This is a genomic window from Pedobacter sp. UC225_61 (assembly GCF_044452285.1).
Classification (GTDB): domain Bacteria; phylum Bacteroidota; class Bacteroidia; order Sphingobacteriales; family Sphingobacteriaceae; genus Pedobacter.
Genome location: NZ_JBIOAL010000001.1, coordinates 2146525 through 2169794, shown reverse-complemented (window position 1 = coordinate 2169794; position 23270 = coordinate 2146525). Strand labels below are relative to the sequence as shown.

Below are 23270 nucleotides of genomic sequence, written 5' to 3'. Positions count from 1 at the left end.
TCAGCACAGTACTTCTAATGATGATATTATACTGGTTATGGTTTGGTCATCTTCATAGCAAGTCCGCATCTAGTCCGCATCTAGTCCGCGTTATCGTATAAAAATGCGGACTAGACGCGGATTAATTATGGCGTTAATACGAAGCGAACCTTAAGGCAAATAGTGTTCTATTCAATAAAGCCACTAAACTTCATGTGGCTTTTTCTATTTACAAAAACCTCATTTTCATCACCTATACCTTTAAGCCTTTTTATTATATTTGCATCACTATGGCTAAAACAAACGACGAACAATTTAAAAATGTAATATCACACGCTAAAGAATACGGTTTTGTATTTCAAAGCAGCGAAATATATGACGGTTTAAGTGCCGTTTATGACTATGGGCAATTAGGTGCCGAATTAAAAAACAACATCAAAACTTATTGGTGGAAAGCTATGGTGCAAATGCATGAAAACATAGTAGGAATTGATTCTGCAATATTTATGCATCCTAAAGTATGGAAAGCAAGTGGTCACGTGGATGGTTTTAACGATCCGATGATTGACAATAAGGATTCAAAAAAACGTTATCGTGCTGATCAGTTATTAGAAGATAAAATTGCTCGTTACGAAAAAGATGGCAAAACCGAAAAGGCTGCAAAATTGCAAGCTGATATGGATGCTGCTTTAATGGCTGAGGATTTGCCTCGTTTAAAAGTACTAATAGAAGAGCACGAAATTGCTTGTCCGGTTAGTGGCACCAAAAACTGGACTGATGTTCGTCAATTTAACTTGATGTTTAGCACTCAGTTTGGCGCAATGGCAGAAGGAAGCGATGAAGTTTACCTTCGTCCAGAAACCGCACAAGGTATCTTTGTGAACTTCTTAAACGTACAAAAATCTGGGAGAATGAAAATTCCTTTCGGGATTGCACAAATTGGTAAAGCTTTTAGAAACGAAGTAATTGCCCGTCAATTTATCATGCGCATGCGTGAGTTTGAACAAATGGAAATGCAATTCTTTGTTCGTCCAGGTGAAGATAAAAAATGGTTTGCTTATTGGAAAGAAGCTCGTTTAAAATGGCATAAAGCATTAGGGACAGCTCCAGAAAAATACCGTTTCCATGATCACGTTAAATTAGCACATTATGCAAATGCAGCGACGGATATTGAATTCGAATTCCCATTTGGATTTAAAGAAGTAGAAGGAATTCACAGTAGAACAGATTTCGATTTAACTCAACATCAAGAATATTCTGGCAAGAAAATGCAATATTTTGATAACGATTTAGATGAAAATGGAAAACCTTATGGCAATTACGTTCCTTACGTTATCGAAACTTCTATCGGTTTAGATCGTATGTTTTTATTAACGATGATCAACGCTTTTGAAGAAGAAGATTTAAGTACCCCAGAAAGACAAGACAGCAGAACGTTGCTGCGTTTACATCCTGCTTTGGCACCAATTAAAGTGGCTATTTTCCCATTAACCAAAAAAGATGGTTTACCAGAAAAAGCTCGTGAAATTATGGATCATTTGAAATTCGATTTCAACTGTGTGTATGAAGAGAAAGATGCAATTGGAAAACGCTACCGTCGTATGGATGCTATTGGTACGCCTTTTTGTGTAACTGTAGATCATCAAACGTTAGAAGATAATACGGTTACTATTCGTCATAGAGATACTATGGAGCAGCAACGCATTGAAATTAAAGAATTACATACCATTATTGAAGGTAAAGTAAGCTGGAGAACTTTGCTAGCTCAGTAAAATATAGGAATAAAAAAGCCGCTAGCAAAACTAGCGGCTTTTTTTTATAAAATATCATCGAGTGCATCATCAGTTCTTGCAATAACTGCCCTATCTCCATTTACAACAATTGGTCGTTGTATTAAAATTGGGTTTTCATGCATAGCTACAATCCACTCTTCATCGGTCAACTCTTTTCCTTTAAATTTTTCCAGATAAACCTTTTCGGTTTTCCGAATTATATCATGTGGTCTACAACCTAATTTATGGAGCAGCATTTTCAACTCAGCTACGCTTGGTACTTCTTCCAAATAATTAATTACTTGAAATTCTTCATCGCCTTGTGTTAGTACTTTTAATGCCTCACGACTTTTACTGCAGCTACTATTATGATAAATTGTCAGCATAGTTTTAGTTTTTTCCATACCAGTCGTGGTGATCTACTCTAGTAATTTCAGGTTTACCAATGGCAGTTAAAATCCTTCGAGCACCAACTAATGTGGTTGATTGGCCTTGATCATAATTAGCCGCGGTAGGCACTAAACTATTAATTTTAACCATGCCTGCACTTTGAATAAACTCTCCATTACCCATGTAAATTGCAGTATGCGTAACTCTTCCACCGTTTATTCCTCTACGCTTAGCAGCAGAAAAAAACAACAAATCGCCAGGCTTTAAATTCGCCAAACATTTAGTCACACTAACCGTATCGTTTTCTAAAACATCAATCGCATCCCCAACCAAAGCCTGTTGAGAAGCATCTCTAGGAATAATAATTCCATTTAAAAAATAGGCTGTCTTAGTAAATCCACTACAATCTACCCCTTTAATAGAAGTGCCACCCCACAAATAAGGTACACCTAATAAAGTTTGTGCGGTCGTTAAAACAGCAGTAGCAGTTGGGTTAGGTCTTTTTAACCATTGTTTATAAACTCCAGCTTGTGCTTTTGGTATAAATGCAATTCGCTTATCAGGGAAACTCACTTTATAGAAACCATTGTCCTCCCCTAAAACTTGTAAGATATTCCCATTTACTAGATCAGAGACACGAGTAGAATTTACATCCGCTTTACTAAACGCATGACCATAATCAGCAGTAAAAATAATTTTATCAGCCTTTTGCCAATCCTTAAAACTTTGTTCATTCATTACAGCGAGTGCACCACCATCTGTCCAGGCTAAATAACCGTCAGGTGTTTTAACCAAATAAAATCCGCCTTGCTTTTTAAATATCTCAACAGGTGTTCCTAACAACATTTGTGTCATCAGCTCTGCTCCATGTTGCGGATTGCTCCTATTATTTCCCACAGAAATATTAGCCACACCGTAAACTAAGTCATTTAATGATTTAGCAGGCAATAAAGCCGACGTAAACTTTACATTTTGTAGTGTAGGTTTCATCTTTTCAAATTCAAGCAAAGCTGCTTCCGATGTACTTTCTAATCGAACCGAATCACCTCGCATCTGCAGGTTAAAATAAACAGAACGTTTATCTGGAGCATACTTTTTTTGCACCGCAACAGCAACACTACGATAAGCAGAAGTATCAGATTGAGCCTTAGCTCCAATTACACAAAAACTTAAAAACAAGCCTAAATATAAACTCTTCATTTGCATACAATTTGAATAACGAAGTTACAACAAATAGAATTATATACATATTTCGTAACTGGCAACTTACATTCATATTATTTCAACATTAAAAGTTAAGGAAAACTAATCTTAATTCCTTGATAGCAAAACCATTTCTTTGATGATAAATTAATTACTAGCAAATATGTAAATTGCCAAACTTTTAGCAAAAAATGAAACCCCTAAATAAAAGAGAACAATCTATTTATATAGCGTTAGTCTATCGTTTTATAGTGTTATTACTATTATATACGCTCTGTAGATTAGGTTTTTATATCACTAATCGTTCACTTTTTAATCATATTCCTTTTGCTGATTTACTATACATTTTTGCTGGTGGCATAAAGTTCGATATTGCTGCTCTACTCTACATCAACTCCTTATACATTGTATTACAAGCAATTCCATTTCCTTTTAGGTATAGGAATGGCTACCAACTTTTTTGTAAATGGTTATTTATCATCACAAATACCATTGGTTTCTTAGCTAACTTTATAGACTTTGCTTACTATAAGTATACCTTAAAACACACCACAGCAAGTGTATTTTCACAATTTAGTAATGAACAGAACAAGTTAAAACTAGTTGTAGATTTCTTAGCAGATTATTGGTATTTACTTATTCTCTTTATCATTTTCATTTATCTATTTATAAAGTTATACCAGGTTGTTCGCATACAAAAAGCACCTAAATTTACTTGGTATATTTACCTAACACACACTTTGGCTTTAGTGCTAATAGCAGGTTTAAGTGTGATTGGTATGCGTGGTGGCTGGCGTCACAGTACCCGACCAATAACTATGAGCAATGCTGGCGATTTTGTAAAATCTCCTAGCGATATGAGTTTGGTATTAAATACGCCTTTTACCATTATGAAAACCTTAAAGGCAGCCAACCTAAAACCCGTAAACTACTACAATCAGCAACAGCTTGATAGCCTTTATAATCCCATCCATCAACCAGAAAACAAAGGCTCGTTTAAAAAACTTAATGTTGTATTTCTCATCATCGAAAGCTTAGGAAAAGAACACATCGGTGCCTTAAACAAAGATTTATTAAATGGAACATACAAAGGCTATACTCCTTTTATCGATAGTTTAGTAGCTAACAGTTTTACTTCCTCACATACGTACGCGAATGGGCGAAAATCTATAGATGCACTGCCATCCATCATTTCTGGCATTCCTTCTATTCGTGAACCCTTTGTGCTTTCATCTTATTCTGGCAATAAAACCACAAGTATTGCAAAATTACTAGGCGATGAAGGATACGAAACTGCTTTCTTTCACGGCGCACCAAACGGTTCAATGGGTTTTTCGGCCTATACTAACCTTGCTGGAATTAAAAAATATTATGGTAAAACCGAATACAACAACGATGCAGATTTTGATGGTATTTGGGGCATTTGGGACGAACCTTTTATGCAATACATGGCCAAAACTATCAACACCTTCAAGCAGCCTTTTTTCTCTGCTTTTTTCTCGGTTTCATCACATCATCCTTTTAAAGTGCCCGAAAAATATAGTGGTAAATTCCCAAAAGGACCGCTACCTGTACAGGAACCAATCGGTTATACCGATATGGCGCTAAAAAAGTTTTTTGCTACAGCCTCAAAAATGCCTTGGTATAAAAATACCTTATTTGTGTTGTGTGCAGATCATGCCACCGTATCCTACTTGCCCCAATATCAAACCACACCAGGTTATTTCTCTATCCCAATTTTATTTTATTACCCAGGCGGAGATTTAAAGGGAAAAACAGATAAATTGATGCAACAAGCAGACATCATGCCAACCGTTTTAAACTATCTAAACTACAATAAGCCCTATTTTGCCTTTGGGTTCGATGCATTTAGCACAAAAAATAACAACTTTGTAGTGAATAACAACGATGGCAGTTTCAGTTTTTACCAAGGAGATTATCTTTTAATTAACGACGGATTAAAATCTAACGCTTTATTTAATTTAAAAACAGATCGATTAACAAAAAATAACCTTGTTAATAAAGCACCAGAAGTTCAAAATACCATGGAAAAATACCTGAAGGCATTTATACAACAATACAATAATAGAATGATTAAAGACCAATTAACTGCAAAATAATATGAGAAAAAGAGCATTAATGGTCATCGATTTCTTTTACCCACCATTTAAAAAATGGTTTACCTTACACACATTTAGATACATGGCAGCTGGCGGCATAACCGCAGCAACAGGCATTATAGGCTACTTTTTAATTTACAATTACATACTACACCAGCAAGATGTAACCATTGGCCCGTACCTAGTAACCGCACACATCGCAGCCTTAGCTATCGAGTCAGTATCTACATTTATTGTTGGTTTTACGCTAAATAAATACCTCGTATTTACACAATCAAATCTAAAAGGGCGTATCCAACTTTTTAGGTACGCAACTGTAGTTGCAACAAACATTCTACTCAACTATGCCCTCATGAAAATCTTAGTAGAAGGTTTTCAGTTTTACCCAACCATTGCAAAAACGCTGATCACTATCGTATTAGCTGTATTTAGCTATTTTTCACAAAAGTATTTCTCTTTCAGAGTAAAAAAGGAATAAACTTTCAGAACAGCAAGGCAAGATAAAGAACGAGCCTAGCGGCAGCGAGCTAAAAGACAAGCCAAATAAAAAATGACACTCATCATTTTAGCGTAAAAGGACATTCTTTTCTTGCATTCCTAATGCAAACAAGCTAATTTAGCCATAATCAATACCTATACCACAATGAGTGATTTTAATAATCAGCAAGTAGCCCAACTCCCTAAACATTTAAGGCAGTTTATAGTAGAGCAACATTACGAAAAATACACACCAATAGACCAAGCGGTGTGGAGATACGTGATGCGCCAAAATTATAGCTATTTAAAACATGTGGCATATTATCCATACATCAAAGGTTTGCAACGAGCTGGCTTAAGTATAGAGTACATCCCGGATTTACAAACCATGAACGACAACCTAGGCAAAATTGGCTGGGGAGCTGTTACTGTAGATGGATTTATTCCACCAGCAGCTTTCATGGAATATCAGGCTTATAGAGTATTAGTTATTGCAGCAGACATTCGTCAAATTAACCATATAGAATACACACCAGCACCTGATATTATACATGAAAGCGCAGGACATGCACCAATTATTGCCGACACAGATTACAATAATTATTTAAGTTATTTTGGTTCTATTGGTGCAAAAGCAATGTTTTCGAGCAAAGATTTCGAGTTGTATGAAGCTATCCGCAAACTTTCCATTTTAAAAGAAGCAGTAAACGCTGATGAAGAAGAAATCGCTCTTGCGGAAAAAACGCTGCGTCATATTGCAGATAATATGGGTGAACCATCAGAAATGGCTTTATTAGGTCGTTTACACTGGTGGACCGTTGAATATGGATTAATAGGAACATTAGAAAATCCTAAGATTTATGGTGCAGGCTTACTTTCATCTATTGGCGAAAGTGCAACATGTATGAATCCGGATATTAAAAAGATTTGGTACAATTTAGATACGATTAATTATCAATACGATATTACGCAACAACAACCACAGCTATTTGTAACACCAACTTTTCAAAACTTAATAGATGTTTTAGAAGCGTTTGCTGATACTATGGCATTTAGACGCGGTGGTGCCGAAAGTATTTTAAAAGCAATAGAATGTAAAAATCCTGCAACGGCAGTTTACAGTTCTGGTTTGCAACTTACTGGCACATTTACAGATATTGGTTTAAGCAAAGCTGATGAATTGACTTTTGTTAAAACCACAGGCCCATCTGCATTAGCATTTAATGGAAAGCAACTTCTAGGACATGGAAAAGATTACCATGCAGCTGGGTTTTCTTCGCCAGTTGGCAAGTTAAAAGGGGCAGCAAAACCTTTAGAAGAACACAATTTAATAGAATTGGAATTAGCTGGAATATTTGAAGGAAAACAAGCTGAACTTACTTTTGAAAGCGGTATTAACGTAAGTGGTTTAGTTAAAGAAATTGTAGTTAGAGAAAGTAAAGTCATCTTAATCGTTTTCGAAAACTGCACAGTTAAAGAAGACAATGGGAATATTTTATTTAAACCAGAATGGGGAACTTACGATATGGCGATAGGCGAGAAAATAATTTCGGTATTTAATGGCGCAGCTGATAAAGATGCTTTTGAAGAAATTATTTTTGTAAGTAAAGAACAAACTCATAAAGTAACTTACGATGAGGCAACACAGCAATTGCATACTTTATATCAAAAAGTTCGTTCAATAAGAGAAAACCAAAGTGGATACGAAGAACTTGCTTCTATTTTTAAAGCGTTGAAAACTGCTCATCGCACTGATTGGCTTTGCGCCCTAGAAATTTTAGAAATTGTATACCACAAACAATTAGATCCCGCATTTGAAAAAGAATTGCGTATTCACTTAGAAATGAAAGCCGCAACAGAACCAGATCATGCAAAACTAATTAACGATGGTTTACATGTAATAGCCAACCCAGTAACACAATTAATAACCGAAGAAGATTAATTGTTGTACGTTACAAATGATACGTTTAGGTAACGTAAGGTTTATAATGTATAACTTATAACTTTTATAATGAATGTAATAATAACAGGTGCAAGTAGTGGTATAGGTTTCGAAACCGCATTAGAATTTGCTTTAGATAGTAAAAATAAAGTTATCTGCATAGCTCGTTCGGCTGACAAGCTGAGAAAATTGCATGAAATTGCAAAGGGCATTAACCCAGATTGCACTTTATTACCTGTTGCATTTGATTTAGTAAATGATAGTTATGCTGCCTTAGTTCCTTTCATTCAAGAGCGCTTAGGTACGGTTGACATTTTAATAAATAATGCTGGCAGTTTAATCAATAAACCGTTTACAGAGACTACAGAAGCAGATGTAGCAGAAATGCTAGAGCATAATGTGATGAGCCATTTTAAAATGATGCGCCATACATTGCCGTTTATGCAAAGTGGAAGTCATATTGTGAACATTGGTAGTATGGGTGGTTTTCAAGGAAGTGTTAAATTCCCTGGCCTGGCTGCTTATTCGGCAAGCAAAGCGGCTTTGCATACGTTAAGTGAATGCTTAGCCTTCGAATTGGCCGATCAAGGGATAAAAGTAAATTGCTTAGCCTTAGGTTCAGCGCAAACTGAAATGCTAGAAGCAGCATTTCCAGGTTATGAAAGTCCTGTAATGGCTTTTGAAATGGGAAAATATGTGGCTGATTTTGCTCGTACTGGGCATAAGTTTTTCAATGGAAAAGTATTGCCTGTTGCAGTAACTACCCCATAGCACTTTTTTGTTTGGCAATAGGTTTGAATAATAGAAATAAAAATTCAAACCTTATGGAAAACAACATTACTACAACAACAGACAGCGGAAAAACTGCTGCAATCATTAGCTATTTTTCACTTCTTGGATGGTTAATTGCTTATTTCGCTATGCACAAAGACAAAAAAACGGAATTAAGTTCTTTTCATTTAAGACAAACTTTATTATTTGCAATCGCAGTTATGATACTAGGATGGGGATTTAGCTTAGTAATAGGAATCTTAATTGTATCTACTGGAATTTTAGCTTTAATCTACTTGCTCTATGCATTTTATCTTGTGATTCTTGTAGTTTGGATTATTGGCTTATTGGGCGCTATTAAAGGTATAAAAACACCAATGCCAATCATTGGACAAAAAGCTCAAACAATTTTTTCTTCTATTTAATTTTAAAAATTTTTATCAAAAGCCTACTTATCCTTATGAGAAGTAGGCTTTTTTAGCAATTAACAATTCCTACAATCATCAAGTTTTCAACACTTTACCTCATTTGCTTTTTTTTCTTATCTTTGGCAACCTGATATGAAGAAATTTTTAATTATTCTTTCATTTATTTTGTTCTTTGCCTTAACTGGTAAAGCTCAAGAAACAAAGTCGCTTCCTAAACAATATCAAGAAGCGGTTACAGACATCTTAGGTAAAATTCCAGATGCTGCTGCAAACAAGGCTACTCAAATCATGGATTTTGCAAAATCACTATTGGGTGTTCGTTACAAATATGCATCAAGCAGTCCTGAAAGAGGATTTGATTGTTCTGGTTTTGTAAGTTATGTTTTCAAGAATTTCGGATTTACTGGAGCTCGATCCTCTAGAGATTTTGCAAAACAAGGAAAACAAGTTGCGCTAAATGAAGCTAAAGTTGGTGACGTTTTAGTGTTTACTGGTACCAACGCAAGATTAAGAACACCAGGTCATGTTGGCATTATTTACTCTATTGATGCTGATGGAAAAATCAAATTTATTCATGCTTCTTCTGGTAAAGCACATGGTGTTACAGTAACCGATTTAGAAGGTTATTACAAAACACGGTTTTTAAAAGCTGTTACAGTTGTAGAATAATTCTGCTCACAATTTCGCTCTCCTTCTGCATTTGTCAAATGGTGAAACTTTCTGTATTTTCATGTTCTCAATTAACTGAAAATGGCTGAACTTAAAACCAAGGTTACGGAACAAGCTGTGTCTGATTATTTACAGCAAATCACCGATGAAACTCTTCGAAAAGATTGTCAAACGATTTGCCAACTAATGGAAGATGTAACCAAAGCTACAGCAAAAATGTGGGGAACGGCAATTATTGGCGTAGGAGATTACACATATAGTTATTCAACAGGAAGAACTGGAGATTGGTTTATGATGGGTTTTTCACCACGAAAAGCAAACATTAGTTTATATATTTTAGGTTGCAACCAAGATGAAAGAGCAGATATCCTTTCTCGTTTAGGTAAACATAAAACTGGTAAAGGTTGCATTTACATTAAAAATTTAAAAGATATTAATGTGGATGTTCTAAGAGAAATGTGTGAGATTTCTTATCAGAACTTGAAGAAATAGAGATTATAACAAAACTACTTTCAACGCATCAAGAACATTCCCTAAGCCTAGCATCTGATGTGCTAACTCATGCAATTCACGTTTTTTATTTGCTTCATCTCCAATAGTGGCATCTAAAATATCTTTTACATTGCTATTCCATCGCATAGCATCTATTTCTTCATCACTTGGTAAATGTTCAATATTGCCTAACATCCCTAGATCATTACCAGTTAAAACTGTTGAATTTTTAACCGAAATTGGTAAAGCATCAACCCCTATTCCTAAAGTTGTTAAAGGTTTTGCTACTTTAAATAAACTTTCAGGGGTAACTCTACAATACCAATCACCACCTAAACGAGCCACCAAATCTATTTTAGTCTGATCAATTTTCCCCTCCTCATCTAAAATCTCTTCTTTTAGGTGTATTAATTTTATTTCGGCAAGCACTAAATTTCCAGCACCATGTTGGTCTCCCAATGGAATAACTTCTTTAACAATACACTCTAATTGAACAGGCGCTTCAGCAACTCTAGGTGGCTTTACTAATTCAGATTCAAGCATAGTAAAACCAGCCTTTTCAAATTCATTCACCCCTTTAGCATATTCTGTGCTAGCTAAACTAGTTTGCTGTACCATTGCATAATCGACAATGTTAATGACACATTCTTTAACTTCTAATACGTTTTGCAAACTATGTTTAGTGGTATTATCTCGAACCCTACGTGCTGGAGAAAAAATACACATGGGTGGGTTTGTGCTAAACATATTAAAAAAACTAAACGGACTTAGATTAATATTCCCTTCAGAATCTATTGTAGACGCAAAGCAAATTGGTCGCGGAGCAATGGCATATTGCAAATAGTTTTGCAATTGCATAGGTGAAAGATCTGATGTTTTTAGTGTTAGCATTTATAAGAATTGGAATGTTGAAATAAAAAGACCAAAAAAGAATGTCATCCTGAGCTTGTCGAAGGAATTCTTTTTTGGTCTATTAGTCTTCGACAAGCTCAGACGGAAATCATTATTAAGATTTTTTCAATCCTAAAATTGAGAAATCTGTATCAGTTTTAGTAATGATATTGGTTAAGCTACCTAAACCCGTAATTTCCATTTCAACATCATCACCAGCTTGCAACCATTGTACTTTATAGTTTGGATCATTTAATAAACCTGTACCATTTAACTCTAAGAAACAGCCAGTTCCAACAGTTCCAGATCCAATCACATCACCTGGCAAAATATCTACACCATAAGCACAACGTTCAATAATTTCTGCAAAAGTCCAATCCATATCTGCCATATTTCCTGCAGATACTTCTACCCCATTTACCCTACACGTCATTTTTAAATCGTAAGCATTACCAACATGATTTGGTTTTGCAGGCACTTTATATTGTTCCAATTCATCTGGTGTTACCAACCAAGGGCCAATTACTGTCGAGAAATCTTTGCCTTTAGCTGGACCCAAGTTTAGCAGCATTTCCTCCATTTGTAAAGTTCGGGCACTCATATCATTCATAATCATATACCCAGCAATGTATTCATCAGCTTCTGCTGCTTTTACATTACGACCTTTTTTACCAATGACAATGGCTACCTCTAATTCAAAATCCAGTTTCTGAAAATGATCTGGCATACATTCTATTTCTCCAGGACCTTGAATTGCATTGTGGTTCGTGAAATAGAAAATTGGATACTGATCAAACTCTGCAATCATATCTACCTTACGATTACGCCTTGCTGCCGCCACATGTTGACGAAAAGCATATCCATCTCTGCAAGAAGTTGGATGTGGAACTGGCGCTAGTATTTGATAGAAGACTTCTTCTTTAGGTTTCAAATCTCCATTAATAATGTCCTGATTAATTTGTTTCGCTCTTTCCATTAAAGGCTCGCCACCTTGTAAAAAAGCATTCATATCGTCAGGAATTAACTTATTACAGGAATTTAGATTATAAATATGCCCATTTACAAAAACACCCAAGTGCTCTCTATCTTCGGTTTTGTAGGATACTAATTTCATCTTTTATATTTTGTTTTAAAGGTTAGATGGAGCCTTTGATGATTAAAATAAATATTTTAATCAAGTCGGGTTCATAAGATATCTGGTTTAGAATATGGCGGTAAAGCTAAGAATTAGTGCTAGGTTTCAAAATTTTTATGCGATATTTTCTATCCTATATCGATTTATGATAGCTGATGATTTCTTCTCCTTTGGCCATAAGTATGCTATCCGTCAAGTTCACAAAAATACCGTGTGCCAAAATTCCATCTACTTGATTTAGCTCACTGGCTAATTTTTCAGGATCATCAATTAATCCAAAGTCTGTATCAAAAATGTAGTTCTGGTTGTCAGTTATAAATGCTTTACCATTTTCAATGCGTTTTACAGGCGTACCTTTTAGCTTTTTAAGTTTAATCATTACATATTTTTCAGCATTTGGATTAACTTCTATTGGCACTTTGAATGCGCCTAGCCTTTCCACCAATTTGCTTCCATCGGTAATTATAATCCTCTTCTTGCTTAGTGAAGCAACTATTTTCTCTCTAAATAAGGCTCCTCCACCGCCTTTAATGAGATTAAATTCTTTCGTAAACTCATCTGCACCATCAATACTAACATCAATTGAACTAACTTTTCCTAACGCTAACAAAGGAATACCTAATGAAATAGCTAGTTCTTTTGTAGCTTCCGAGCTAGGAACTCCCGTGATTTTAAACCCATCTTTTATACGCTTTGCTAATTCTTTAATAGCTAATGTAGCAGTAGAACCCGTGCCCAAACCCACCACATCATTATTCTTCACATAGTTGATGGCAGCCTTTGCAGCAGTTAATTTCTCCAAATTTTGATTGTCATTTGCCATATTTAAAAGTATGAATTAATTTGAAATTAACTTTAAAAATCATAATTTTACTCAACGAAATGATTAGCAAATCAACATATCAAAACCATAATGCAAACGAAGTTCTTGCAGCTTTTAGATATGCTATGCTTTCAAAAATCATTTTTGCGCAATATTCTTTTTAAGTCGTTTTTCTGAGCGTCAATTTTAAAACGTTTCTTACGTTTTAATCGTTATATATTTACATTTCTAACCAAATTACCTAACGCTATGCCAATTTACCATACATTAGGAACTATTCCGCCGAAGCGACATACTGTTTTCCGCAAACCAGATGGCAATTTATACGCTGAGGAATTAGTTTCAACTGAAGGTTTTTCAAGTTTATACTCGCTGGTTTATCATTGTCACCCACCAACAATTGTAAAATCTTTGGGTGAGCCTTATTCTGTGGAGCCAAAAATTGCTCGTGAAAAACATTTAAGACATACGAGTTTAATTGGCTTCAATATAAAACCAGAAGATGACTATTTGAAAAGTCGTAAACCTGTTTTAGTGAATAGCGATTTACATATTTCGTTAGCAGCACCTAGAAAATCAATGACCGATTATTTTTACAAGAATAGTCAGGCAGATGAAGTGATATTTATTCACGAAGGCTCTGGAACATTGAAAACTGGTTTTGGTAAAATCAAGTTTGCATATGGTGATTATTTAGTTGTTCCTCGTGGTACGATTTATCAATTAGAATTTAATGATGAGAAAAATAGACTTTTCATTGTAGAAAGTTTTAGCCCAATTCGCACGCCAAAACGTTACCGTAATTCATTTGGCCAGTTGGAAGAACATTCTCCTTATTGTGAAAGAGATATTAAGCGTCCACAAGATTTAGAAACAATTGATGAGCTTGGAGATTTTAAAGTCTTGATTAAAAAACAGGGAATTATTTATCCTTATACTTACGGAACACACCCATTTGATTTTGTAGGATGGGATGGTTTTCATTATCCATGGGCATTTTCTATTCATGATTTTGAACCGATAACGGGACGTTTACATCAACCACCTCCAGTTCATCAAACATTTGAAGGACATAATTTTGTGATCTGTTCATTTGTTCCTCGTAAATATGATTATCATCCATTATCAATTCCTGCACCGTATAACCACAGCAATGTAGATAGTGATGAGGTTCTATATTATGTAGATGGAGATTTTATGAGTCGCAAAAGTGTAGTAAAAGGCCAAATTACTTTACACCCAGGGGGAATTCCTCATGGCCCACATCCTGGAACTGTAGAAAAATCAATTGGTAAAGAAAAAACAGAAGAACTAGCTGTAATGATAGATCCTTTTAGACCTTTAATGTTAACTCAAGATGCAGTTGATATTGAAGATGAGAGTTACCATACCAGCTGGCAAATTAATGTAGAGTAAAAGAGTTGGAAAGTTATTAGTCGAGAAAGTCCGAAAGATTTAATTTTCTAACTTATAAAACAATAAAAGCTCCGACTTTCGGTCTTACGGACTTTCGGACATTAAAAATCAATATCATGTCAACACAAACATTTGCAGAAAAAATAGCAAAAGCACAAGATTTCCTTCCTATTAACGGAACGGATTATATAGAATTTTACGTGGGCAATGCCAAACAGGCAGCTCACTATTACAAAACAGCATTCGGTTTTCAATCTTTGGCCTATGCAGGACCAGAAACTGGCGTTAGAGATAGAGCTTCCTATGTTCTACAACAAGGCAAAATCAGATTGATTTTGACTACTGCTCTAAAATCCGATAGTCCAATAGCAGAGCATGTAAAAACACATGGTGATGGTGTGAAAATATTAGCACTTTGGGTTGATGATGCGTATAGCGCATTTGAAGAAACCACCAAACGTGGCGCTAAACCCTATTTACAACCACAAACCTTAACCGATGACCATGGTGAAGTAAAAATGAGTGGGATTTACACCTATGGTGAAACTGTGCACATGTTTATAGAGCGTAAAAACTACAATGGCATTTTTATGCCTGGTTATAGAGCATTGCAAAGTGAATATAATCCAGCAGATGCTGGGCTTTTATATATTGACCATTGTGTAGGAAATGTGGGTTGGAATCGCATGAACGAAACTGTAAAATGGTATGAAGATGTAATGGGTTTTGTGAATATTCTCTCTTTTGATGATAAACAAATTAACACCGAATATTCTGCATTGATGAGTAAAGTGATGAGTAACGGAAATGGTTTCTCTAAATTCCCAATTAACGAGCCGGCAGAAGGCAAGAAAAAATCTCAAATTGAAGAGTATTTAGAATTTTATGAAGGCGAAGGTGTTCAGCATATTGCAGTTGCAACAAAAGATATTGTTAAAACAGTTACCGATTTAAAGTCTCGTGGTGTAGAATTTTTAAGTGCACCACCAGAGGCCTATTACGAAATGATGCCAACTCGTGTTGGAGAAATAGATGAAGAAATTGCGTTATTAAAAAGCTTGGGTATTTTGGTTGATTGTGACGAAGAAGGTTATTTATTGCAAATTTTCACTAAACCTGTTGAAGATCGCCCTACCCTATTTTTTGAAATTATTCAGCGTAAAGGAGCACAATCATTTGGAGCAGGAAACTTTAAAGCTTTATTCGAATCATTAGAACGTGAACAAGAATTAAGGGGAAATTTATAACCATTTTACTGTTTATACATTATGGCTTTAAAAATTAAATTACTGTTGATTGGATTTGTGCTATTACAAACCCAAACTTGCAGAAAAGATGACTTTAAGGATGTTCCAGTTTGTATCTTGGAAAAAATCAAGGAATTAAAAACTGAAAATGTCTCAAATCCACCAGCAAGTGTTTGGCAATATGAATACAATGGACAAACCGTTTATTTTATTCCACAAAAGTGTTGTGATCTTCCAAGTTTACTTTACGATAAAAATTGTAATTTAATTTGTAGCCCTGATGGAGGTTTTACAGGTAAAGGTGATGGAAAATGTACAGACTTTTTTGAAAAGCGAACCAAAGAGAAATTAATCTGGAAAGACGATAGAAAATAGAATATTAAAAAGCTGCTTAAAAAATTAAGCAGCTTCTTTAACAATGTCCTAAAGCGTAATAAATAATTACAAATATTACAATGGTGGATAAACACCCACCACCCAATTTTTTTGCGCCATAACCGGCTATTATTGTTCTGAAGAAATTATTCATAGTTAAATGGTTTTTAGATATAACCATTATCTACCTGAAAAAGTTTTATTTCTCCTTAATCACTATCAATAACCCTTTTCCTTTTGGTATTAAAATTTCACTTTGTGGGGTTAAAGAACTTTGATTCTGAAAATCTTTCACTTCTGGAATAGTAATCACAGCTTTTGCTGGATCAATTCTTAATGTCTTCCAGTCAACATTTAAGGTAATTTTTACATCATTATCTGCCCAACTTGCAATAGCCACTAAAGCAGCTCCTTGTTTTTTATAAACTGTTGCCAATACTTCAGCATTGTTCGTTTTAACCGGGCAATTTTCTGACCAATAGCCAATCATTTTTGTACCTTTCATTCCAAAATCGTCCCAAACTTTCCAAATTGGACGAGGATCATTATTCCCAGACCATGGTAAACGATTAGTCATTCCATAAATCATTCCACGCCATTGATTTCCTCCATCTTGTAACATTTCTCCCATTAAACCAAATGGAATTCCACTCACTTCTGTTAAAAAGAAATCAGGTTTGTTCTTTTCGTAATCGAAATATTCTCCAAACCAAAGGCGATTTAAATAGGGAAAATGCTCCATGTATAAGTTAGCACTATTGTTAAATCCGTCGCTTTTATTGTACTGATTTGCCGAGTGCAAATCTATAATTCCAGGATGTCCATCTTGAGTTAACACACGTTTAATGCGTTTCATGGTTATTCTATCAAATGCAACATCATCCAAATAAATACCATCAACACCTACATTTTTGGTTAACCAATTCATGCCTTCTACATAGTAATTATGCCAGCGACTCATGCCGCTGTTTACAATTGCTGCGTCTTTAATTTCTGGCACAAACCATGCTGCGATATAATCATCTTTAACATGTTCTTGCAACCAAGAAAATCCGCCTCCTTTACCTGGCGAATAAATCTCATGTCCTAAGCTTCTCATTGGAAATGTCTCGTAAGCTCGGTTAGATAATTCGCGAACTGTATTGTAAATCTTTACTTTCAGTCCTTTACTATGCGCTTCATCTATATAATTTTTCATTTTTTCATGCTCAATAAATGGATAATTAATCCAAGGATTGATTGGTGTTGCGTGATGAATATTTATAACTGTTGCACCCGTTGCTTTAATGCTATCAATTGAATTATATTTATGATAGAAGCGATTTTCCCATTGAAAATCGGTGTTTATAGTGTGAAATGGAGTAATTAACAATGTAAAGTTATAATACAATACATCACCTTTTTTTAGTTGACGCTCGCCAGTATAATTATTAGCTAACATCGAACTTCCTTTTATACCTATAGTTACACCTCCTTTATTTTCATTGCCCCAAGAAGTTGGCAGCAATAATGGTTTTTGTAAATAGAAGTTAGTATTTAATGGTCTAACGTATTTTTCATCACGTAATGCATATTGCAAACCTGCGTTAACATTTCCTAACCAAGCACCATCTTGATTTTTATTGGCAACATCCCATTTCCAATCAAATTTTTCGGGACGCAAACCTCCTTTTTGCCCAAACCCCATCATGTAAGTTGCCACAGTCTTATTAAAAGGGATATGCATCGTAACATCCTTTAAATCAACATCTTTTAAGGCAGTTACTTTTACAGTATATGCCAAAAATCCATCAAATTCCAAGCTCCCGGCAACATCCATTTGTAAACTATCATTTGCATTTTTGCTTTTCCATTGCACAGTTCCCGCTTCTTTTTTGGTAAATTCTATTCCACCATCTTTAAGCACTGTATTTTTTCCATCCGCTTTGCGCACAAAATGGAAGTGAATGTTTTCTGCTAACAAGTTATTTGGAGTCGTTGTATAATCCGTCATTTCTGGACTAAAAAAAGTCTGAATTTGCTTCGGGAAACCATTTTTATCTAACTCTACTTTTCTACCCAAAAGATTAATCGTATTTCCTTGAACCTGTAATGAAGTATAAGGTGCAATCACAGTATTTTTTTGAGCTAATGTAGAATTTAGCCAAGTTAAACGCGTTTGTTTCCATGGTTCATCAATTCCACCATTTGTTTTTACGGTTCTAGGAACTACCATTAAATTTATCTTCACCACTTGCGAGGGAGCATTAGCTGAAGAAACAGTTACTGTTCCGCTATACGTTGTGCTGTACGCATTTGTTGGAATAGTAAGCAAACACCATAAAGCCTGAACTTGATTAGCTTGTAAATCCACCTCTTTTTTAAATGGAACTCCATCATATGCAATTCCATCTGTATTTAAACATGAAAGCAAAGCTGACGAAATTTTATGCCCTGTTTTATCTTTTAAATCGCTGAACTTCAATTTCACATTTTGTAAATCTTTTAAAGCAAGAATTCCTAATTGAAAAGAAAAATTTTCCCCTCTAAAAGCTCTATCCGTAAATGTCTTCTGCACTCCTTTATTAATCCATCGTTGCGGAATATCATTTCTCATGATGATTGGATAATTTCTGCTCTCAGGAAAAACAAGATAAGCTGGCTCAGCATTCTTTACTCTCAATGCTTTCATTTCTTCCGCTGTTGCGATAACTTCCATTGGATAAACACTATTAAAAGCATTAATAGATTCGATTTGAAGTACTTTTGTATTTATAGAAGTCGCATTTGCATCTTTTATTGAAATTTCACCATCAGGTTTTTCTTGTTTTAAATAAACTCCTTTTGGGTAATTTGATCTTCCTTCATTTTTGTAAGGCTGGTAATAAATGTAATACGTACCAGCTCCACTTTCTGGTTCGAAGCAAATCAATCCATTCTCTTTATTTATTAAAATGGGTAAAATGCTTTTAACTTTCTTCCCTGTTTTTGCGTCCTGAACAACGATTGATTTTAGCTCTGGATTTGGATCGCTTCTGCGCCAATTAATCATCACCTTTGCTATTTTTCCTGTACCAATAAAATTAACTATGACTCGTTGATTGCCTAGCGAATCAGCATTCCAACTGTTATTTCCTGAGGTATATTTTATTTCTTGAGCATTTACATAAAATGATACGATGCATAATAATAAAGAGAAAAATAGATTTTTCATGAATTAGGGATTTAATAAGATTAAGGAGCAGTAAATTTAATTTTTTTCTTCATTGTTTAAGAGCATTCATCAATTTGCAACTGACAAACTTTCTATTTAATCGCTTAAGCGTAATTATTTAGATAAATTTCTTAATTTTGAAATCCGGGTAAAAGCTAAGATGTTCGCAATCACACTAAAGAGATCACAATTATTTTTCAAACATTTAAGAATAGCATTTAAGTTATTTCAGAAAAATGATCCTTTGCGTTTAGCTGGAGCAACTGCTTTTTTCGCAAATTTCGCACTACCACCAATACTCCTTATTTTAATTAGGTTATTTGGTTTTTTTATTGATAGAAAAATTTTAGTGACTAGGTTATTTGAGCGTATAGCCAATATTTTAGATGATAGTAGTACTGCTCAAATCCGTCAAACCTTAAGAAACATTCGTGGCGTTGATCATAATTGGTGGGCAACAATTCTCAGTTTTGTATTTTTCATTTTTGTAGCGACCACGTTATTTAGCGTAATTAAAAGCTCTATGGACCAGATATGGAGCATTGGATTAAACGAGAAATTAGGAATTATATTTAATCTGAAGCTTAGAGCTCGCTCTATGATTATTATTTTGTTGGCTGGAATTTTATTCTTCGTAGGTCTATTAACCGATAGTATACAAGCAATAATTGGAAATTACATTAATACCGCAGCTCCAACTTTCGGAAAAATATTTCTCTCCATATTAAATCAATTGCTTTTTATAATTATTGTAACGGTTTGGTTTACCGTTTTATTTAGGTTTTTAACCAATGGAAGACCAAGTTGGAAAACCGCTATAAGAGGTGGTTTATTAACAGGCATCTTATTTACACTAGGTAAATTCATTTTAAGAATCATGCTCCCATTGAGCAACATAGGTAATATCTATGGTGCATCTGGATCTATTGTTTTAATTATGCTTTTTGTATTTTATTCTTCCTTTATTTTTTATTTTGGTGCCTGTTTCGTAAAAGTACTTAGTGATGCAGGTAGTAGACCAATACACCCAATTAAAGGAGCTTTCCTTTATGAGTTAAAAGAAGTTATTAAGGAAAAGCATTGATTAATTAGTCCGCATTCCTACTTGTTCAAAACCTTGCATTTCGAATACAGCTAATTTATTCAGAAGATTGCAGTGTAGGGTTCCAAAAAAATTAAAAATTCCGTCTTTATTTTTTCCTTCAATACAAATTGTTTCTTTAACTATTTCGCGTTGTGCTAAATTCTGGTCGCCAAGAATTAAATTTTCGTCCTGAATAATAATGTCTTTTGCCTCAATTGCAAACTCTTTTAATAGTGCCAAAAAGCTCTGGCCGTTTAGTAACAGTTCTTTGATATTCATGGTGTTAAAGGTTAGGGTTTTGATTAAAAAACACTTATCAATTTTAACGCCAAAAAAAATGGATAAACTTAAAAAGCCCATCCATTTTTTATTAAATATAAAAGATGATTTAACTAAAACAATTTGTATGCTAAACCAAGTGTAAATAAATTCAATTTTGTTGAAGAATAACCTTCTGCGTTAAGCTTAGAAAGACCTAATTCATATCTTAAATCTACGCCTAATTTACCAAGATCTAAACCAGCACCAAATTGCCATGCAAAAGCTTGATCTTTAAAACTACCATTAAAAGCAGCAGATGCAGCTTGAGAAAGGCTTTGATCTTCGTTCAATACAAATGAAACAACTGGACCAGTATTTAAGCGCAACCCTACTCCAGCAGCGCCTAGTTTAGTTCCCACCAAAATTGGCACATCCAAACTGGTAAATTTTACTTTATTCTCAACACCTGCAGAATTTTCTAAAGTTGCATTTTTACCAGACAAATAAAGTTCTGGTTGTAAATGCAAACCTGCAGCTCCAATACGAGCCCAAACTCCAGCATAATAACCTGCTTGGTTATCGCTACTAAAAGTATTAGATGTATTAAATTTTGATAGATTCATTCCTCCCTTTAAACCAAATTGGAAAGAAGGTAGTACTTGACTAAATGCAAAAAAACTGCTGCAAAGAAGCAATAAAGATAAACTGAGCTTTTTCATGTGAATAATAATTGTTTGTATAAATGTACTATAATTTTAATTAGAACTTATTCTTTGATTTAAACCAATAATGAAATTCAATATAAATGGTATCTTTATTGGATATTTTTTGACCACTTTCAATGGAATTTACCTACAATGCCTATGCCATCTTTTTATTAATATGCGGCGCTGTACTTCTAATTCTGGCTATTTATATTTTTAATAGAGGTGGTAATGCCGTAAAATGGTTTAGCTATATGATGGTTTCTAATGCGATATGGTCTATCGCATATGGCTTAGAATTGGCAAGTACTTCCTTATGGCAAATTAAGTTTCTGATTAACATAGAATATATTGGGATTGCCAGTTTACCCTTAAACTGGTTTCTTTTTTGTCTTCATTTTTGTGGTAAAGAATGCTGGTATAAAAAGCCCTTAAACCTAATTCTTTTGCTCATCATGCCTATCGCTGCAATAGTATTAGTATGGACAAATGATTTGCATCACTTATATTATGCGAACATTCAACTAGCAACAGAAGGACCATTCCCAATGGCAAATATCACTTTTGGGTTGTTTTATAAAATTTTTACTATCTATTTCTATTTGTTATTAGCTTGTGGATGCTACCTTATTTTTGTGAAGTTCAGGATATCAGACCCTATTTATAAAAAACAAAATTACAGTATTATTATAGCTGCACTTTTACCTTGGCTTGCAAACATTGCTCATGTGTTAGGTGTGCGACCTCTTGGCTATTTAGATATCACTCCGTTTGCTTTTATTTTTACTTCATTTTTAATTCTAATAGGCATTTACAGGTTTAAACTTTTCGATATTATTCCTATCGCGAGGGAAAAAGTACTGGAATTGATGCGAGATGGGTTTTTGTTATTAGATCAACAAAATAGAGTGATTGATTATAATGAATCCATAAAAAAATATATTAATACGAATGGAAAAAAATTAATAGGTCTTCCAATCGAAGAAGTGTTTCCGAATCAACCTGAGTTTTTTAAACGAATTAAAGATCATGAGCAAGGTAAAATAGAATTAAATCTTACTATTAACGATGAGAAGCTCTATTTAGAAACAGAAATACTCTTTTTAAACGACAATAAACTCAACAATGATTTTGCTATAATCAAGCTGCAAGATTTAACAAGCATTAAAAATGATACCATTCGTACTAAAGAGCAAGCTAAAGAGCTTGAAAAGTTAAATCAATTAAAGGATAGAATATTTTCGATTATTGCACACGATTTGAGAGGCCCCTTGGTCAATCTATCTGAAGTTTTAAAGATGATTGATAATGATCAGATTACCAATGAAGAATTTAAAAGCATCTCTCCTACACTCAGTAAGGATATCATTTACACTACTGATCTGTTAGAAAATATACTTCACTGGTCTAGAAGTCAACTAAAAGGATTTGGTATTAAACAGGAATTCTTTAATCTCCGTAATCTCATTATTAATGAAATAAACTACCATTTACCTGGTGCTACACTAAAAAAAATAAAAATTATTCATGATGTTTTTCCTGGAGAAATGGTGTATGCCGATGTTTTAATGGTACAAATTGTAATGAGGAACATTATTAATAATGCCATTAAATTTTGCTATGAAGACTGTGAAATTCTCATTACAGCTGCCTATCAGAAAAATGGAATGATGTTGGTTTGTATTAGAGATAATGGCATTGGTATATCAAAAAATATTCTCGACAAACTTTTTAAAGATGAAAACATTACCACTCGTGGTACTTCTAACGAGAAAGGAACAGGATTAGGATTGATGGTATGCAAGGATTTTATGAACCGAAATGGCGGTAATATTACTGTAGAAACGGAAGAAGGAAAGGGTTCTAAATTTTGTATCACTATTCCTACAACAAAATAA

Annotated in this window: 21 protein-coding genes; 13 read left to right on the top strand and 8 right to left on the bottom strand. The window is 34.4% G+C overall.

Features of this window, described 5'->3' with window-relative positions:
- Positions 1-269: 269 nt before the first annotated feature.
- On the top strand, positions 270-1751 hold the full coding sequence (locus ACHMWN_RS10020) for a glycine--tRNA ligase (RefSeq protein WP_397300394.1): 1482 nt from the start codon (positions 270-272) through the stop codon (positions 1749-1751).
- A gap of 44 nt (positions 1752-1795) precedes the next feature.
- On the opposite strand, the gene arsC is transcribed toward ACHMWN_RS10020, so the two are convergent.
- Positions 1796-2137, bottom strand: a complete 342-nt coding sequence (gene arsC / locus ACHMWN_RS10015; RefSeq protein ID WP_397300391.1) for an arsenate reductase (glutaredoxin) — start codon at positions 2135-2137, stop codon at positions 1796-1798.
- Between the two features lie 4 nt (positions 2138-2141).
- Positions 2142-3341 (bottom strand): NlpC/P60 family protein, encoded by a 1200-nt coding sequence (locus ACHMWN_RS10010; protein WP_397300388.1) that lies wholly within the window; start codon positions 3339-3341, stop codon positions 2142-2144.
- 194 nt (positions 3342-3535) lie between these two features.
- Here ACHMWN_RS10010 and ACHMWN_RS10005 point away from each other — a divergent pair, with 194 nt between their 5' ends.
- The 7 genes from ACHMWN_RS10005 (at position 3536) to ACHMWN_RS09975 (ending at position 10243) form a co-directional block, all read left to right on the top strand.
- Positions 3536-5464, top strand: coding sequence for an LTA synthase family protein (locus ACHMWN_RS10005; RefSeq protein ID WP_397300386.1), 1929 nt, complete (start codon positions 3536-3538; stop codon positions 5462-5464).
- A 1-nt stretch (position 5465) separates the two neighbouring features.
- Entirely contained in the window at positions 5466-5942 is a 477-nt protein-coding gene (locus tag ACHMWN_RS10000; protein ID WP_397300384.1) for a GtrA family protein, read from the top strand.
- 165 nt (positions 5943-6107) lie between these two features.
- The gene (locus ACHMWN_RS09995) at positions 6108-7883 is read left to right on the top strand and encodes an aromatic amino acid hydroxylase (RefSeq protein ID WP_397300382.1); all 1776 of its coding nucleotides are present in this window, start codon (positions 6108-6110) and stop codon (positions 7881-7883) included.
- A gap of 69 nt (positions 7884-7952) precedes the next feature.
- The gene (locus ACHMWN_RS09990; protein ID WP_397300379.1) at positions 7953-8654 is read left to right on the top strand and encodes an SDR family oxidoreductase; all 702 of its coding nucleotides are present in this window, start codon (positions 7953-7955) and stop codon (positions 8652-8654) included.
- A gap of 53 nt (positions 8655-8707) precedes the next feature.
- Positions 8708-9079 carry a DUF4870 domain-containing protein gene (locus ACHMWN_RS09985; RefSeq protein ID WP_397300378.1) on the top strand — a complete coding sequence of 124 codons (372 nt, stop codon included), beginning with the start codon at positions 8708-8710 and terminating at the stop codon, positions 9077-9079.
- A gap of 135 nt (positions 9080-9214) precedes the next feature.
- Positions 9215-9751 carry a C40 family peptidase gene (locus ACHMWN_RS09980; RefSeq protein WP_397300375.1) on the top strand — a complete coding sequence of 179 codons (537 nt, stop codon included), beginning with the start codon at positions 9215-9217 and terminating at the stop codon, positions 9749-9751.
- A gap of 81 nt (positions 9752-9832) precedes the next feature.
- Positions 9833-10243 carry a DUF1801 domain-containing protein gene (locus ACHMWN_RS09975; RefSeq protein WP_397300372.1) on the top strand — a complete coding sequence of 137 codons (411 nt, stop codon included), beginning with the start codon at positions 9833-9835 and terminating at the stop codon, positions 10241-10243.
- 3 nt (positions 10244-10246) lie between these two features.
- Here the strand turns inward: ACHMWN_RS09975 and ACHMWN_RS09970 are convergent, their stop codons facing one another.
- The 3 genes from ACHMWN_RS09970 to rpiA form a co-directional block, all read right to left on the bottom strand.
- Positions 10247-11134 carry a flavin reductase family protein gene (locus ACHMWN_RS09970; RefSeq protein WP_397300370.1) on the bottom strand — a complete coding sequence of 296 codons (888 nt, stop codon included), beginning with the start codon at positions 11132-11134 and terminating at the stop codon, positions 10247-10249.
- Positions 11135-11249: 115 nt separating this feature from the next.
- The gene (locus tag ACHMWN_RS09965; protein WP_397300367.1) at positions 11250-12248 is read right to left on the bottom strand and encodes a fumarylacetoacetate hydrolase family protein; all 999 of its coding nucleotides are present in this window, start codon (positions 12246-12248) and stop codon (positions 11250-11252) included.
- A 154-nt stretch (positions 12249-12402) separates the two neighbouring features.
- Entirely contained in the window at positions 12403-13092 is a 690-nt protein-coding gene (gene rpiA / locus ACHMWN_RS09960; RefSeq protein ID WP_397300365.1) for a ribose-5-phosphate isomerase RpiA, read from the bottom strand.
- Positions 13093-13341: 249 nt separating this feature from the next.
- On the opposite strand from rpiA, the gene ACHMWN_RS09955 reads away from it, so the two are divergent.
- The 3 genes from ACHMWN_RS09955 (at position 13342) to ACHMWN_RS09945 (ending at position 16130) form a co-directional block, all read left to right on the top strand.
- Positions 13342-14508, top strand: a complete 1167-nt coding sequence (locus tag ACHMWN_RS09955) for a homogentisate 1,2-dioxygenase (RefSeq protein ID WP_397300362.1) — start codon at positions 13342-13344, stop codon at positions 14506-14508.
- Between the two features lie 116 nt (positions 14509-14624).
- Entirely contained in the window at positions 14625-15755 is a 1131-nt protein-coding gene (gene hppD, locus ACHMWN_RS09950; RefSeq protein WP_397300359.1) for a 4-hydroxyphenylpyruvate dioxygenase, read from the top strand.
- A 21-nt stretch (positions 15756-15776) separates the two neighbouring features.
- Positions 15777-16130, top strand: a complete 354-nt coding sequence (locus ACHMWN_RS09945; protein ID WP_397300357.1) for a DUF6970 domain-containing protein — start codon at positions 15777-15779, stop codon at positions 16128-16130.
- Positions 16131-16329: 199 nt separating this feature from the next.
- On the opposite strand, the gene ACHMWN_RS09940 is transcribed toward ACHMWN_RS09945, so the two are convergent.
- Positions 16330-19323: a glycoside hydrolase domain-containing protein gene (locus ACHMWN_RS09940; protein WP_397300354.1), complete on the bottom strand. Its 2994-nt coding sequence runs from the start codon at positions 19321-19323 to the stop codon at positions 16330-16332.
- A 160-nt stretch (positions 19324-19483) separates the two neighbouring features.
- Here ACHMWN_RS09940 and ACHMWN_RS09935 point away from each other — a divergent pair, with 160 nt between their 5' ends.
- Complete coding sequence (locus ACHMWN_RS09935) at positions 19484-20407, top strand: YihY/virulence factor BrkB family protein (protein ID WP_397300351.1); 924 nt, start codon at positions 19484-19486, stop codon at positions 20405-20407.
- On the opposite strand, the gene ACHMWN_RS09930 is transcribed toward ACHMWN_RS09935, so the two are convergent.
- On the bottom strand, positions 20408-20686 hold the full coding sequence (locus ACHMWN_RS09930; RefSeq protein ID WP_372817866.1) for a hypothetical protein: 279 nt from the start codon (positions 20684-20686) through the stop codon (positions 20408-20410).
- A 113-nt stretch (positions 20687-20799) separates the two neighbouring features.
- Entirely contained in the window at positions 20800-21387 is a 588-nt protein-coding gene (locus ACHMWN_RS09925) for a porin family protein (RefSeq protein WP_397300348.1), read from the bottom strand.
- 122 nt (positions 21388-21509) lie between these two features.
- On the opposite strand from ACHMWN_RS09925, the gene ACHMWN_RS09920 reads away from it, so the two are divergent.
- Positions 21510-23270, top strand: a complete 1761-nt coding sequence (locus ACHMWN_RS09920) for a histidine kinase N-terminal 7TM domain-containing protein (protein WP_397300346.1) — start codon at positions 21510-21512, stop codon at positions 23268-23270.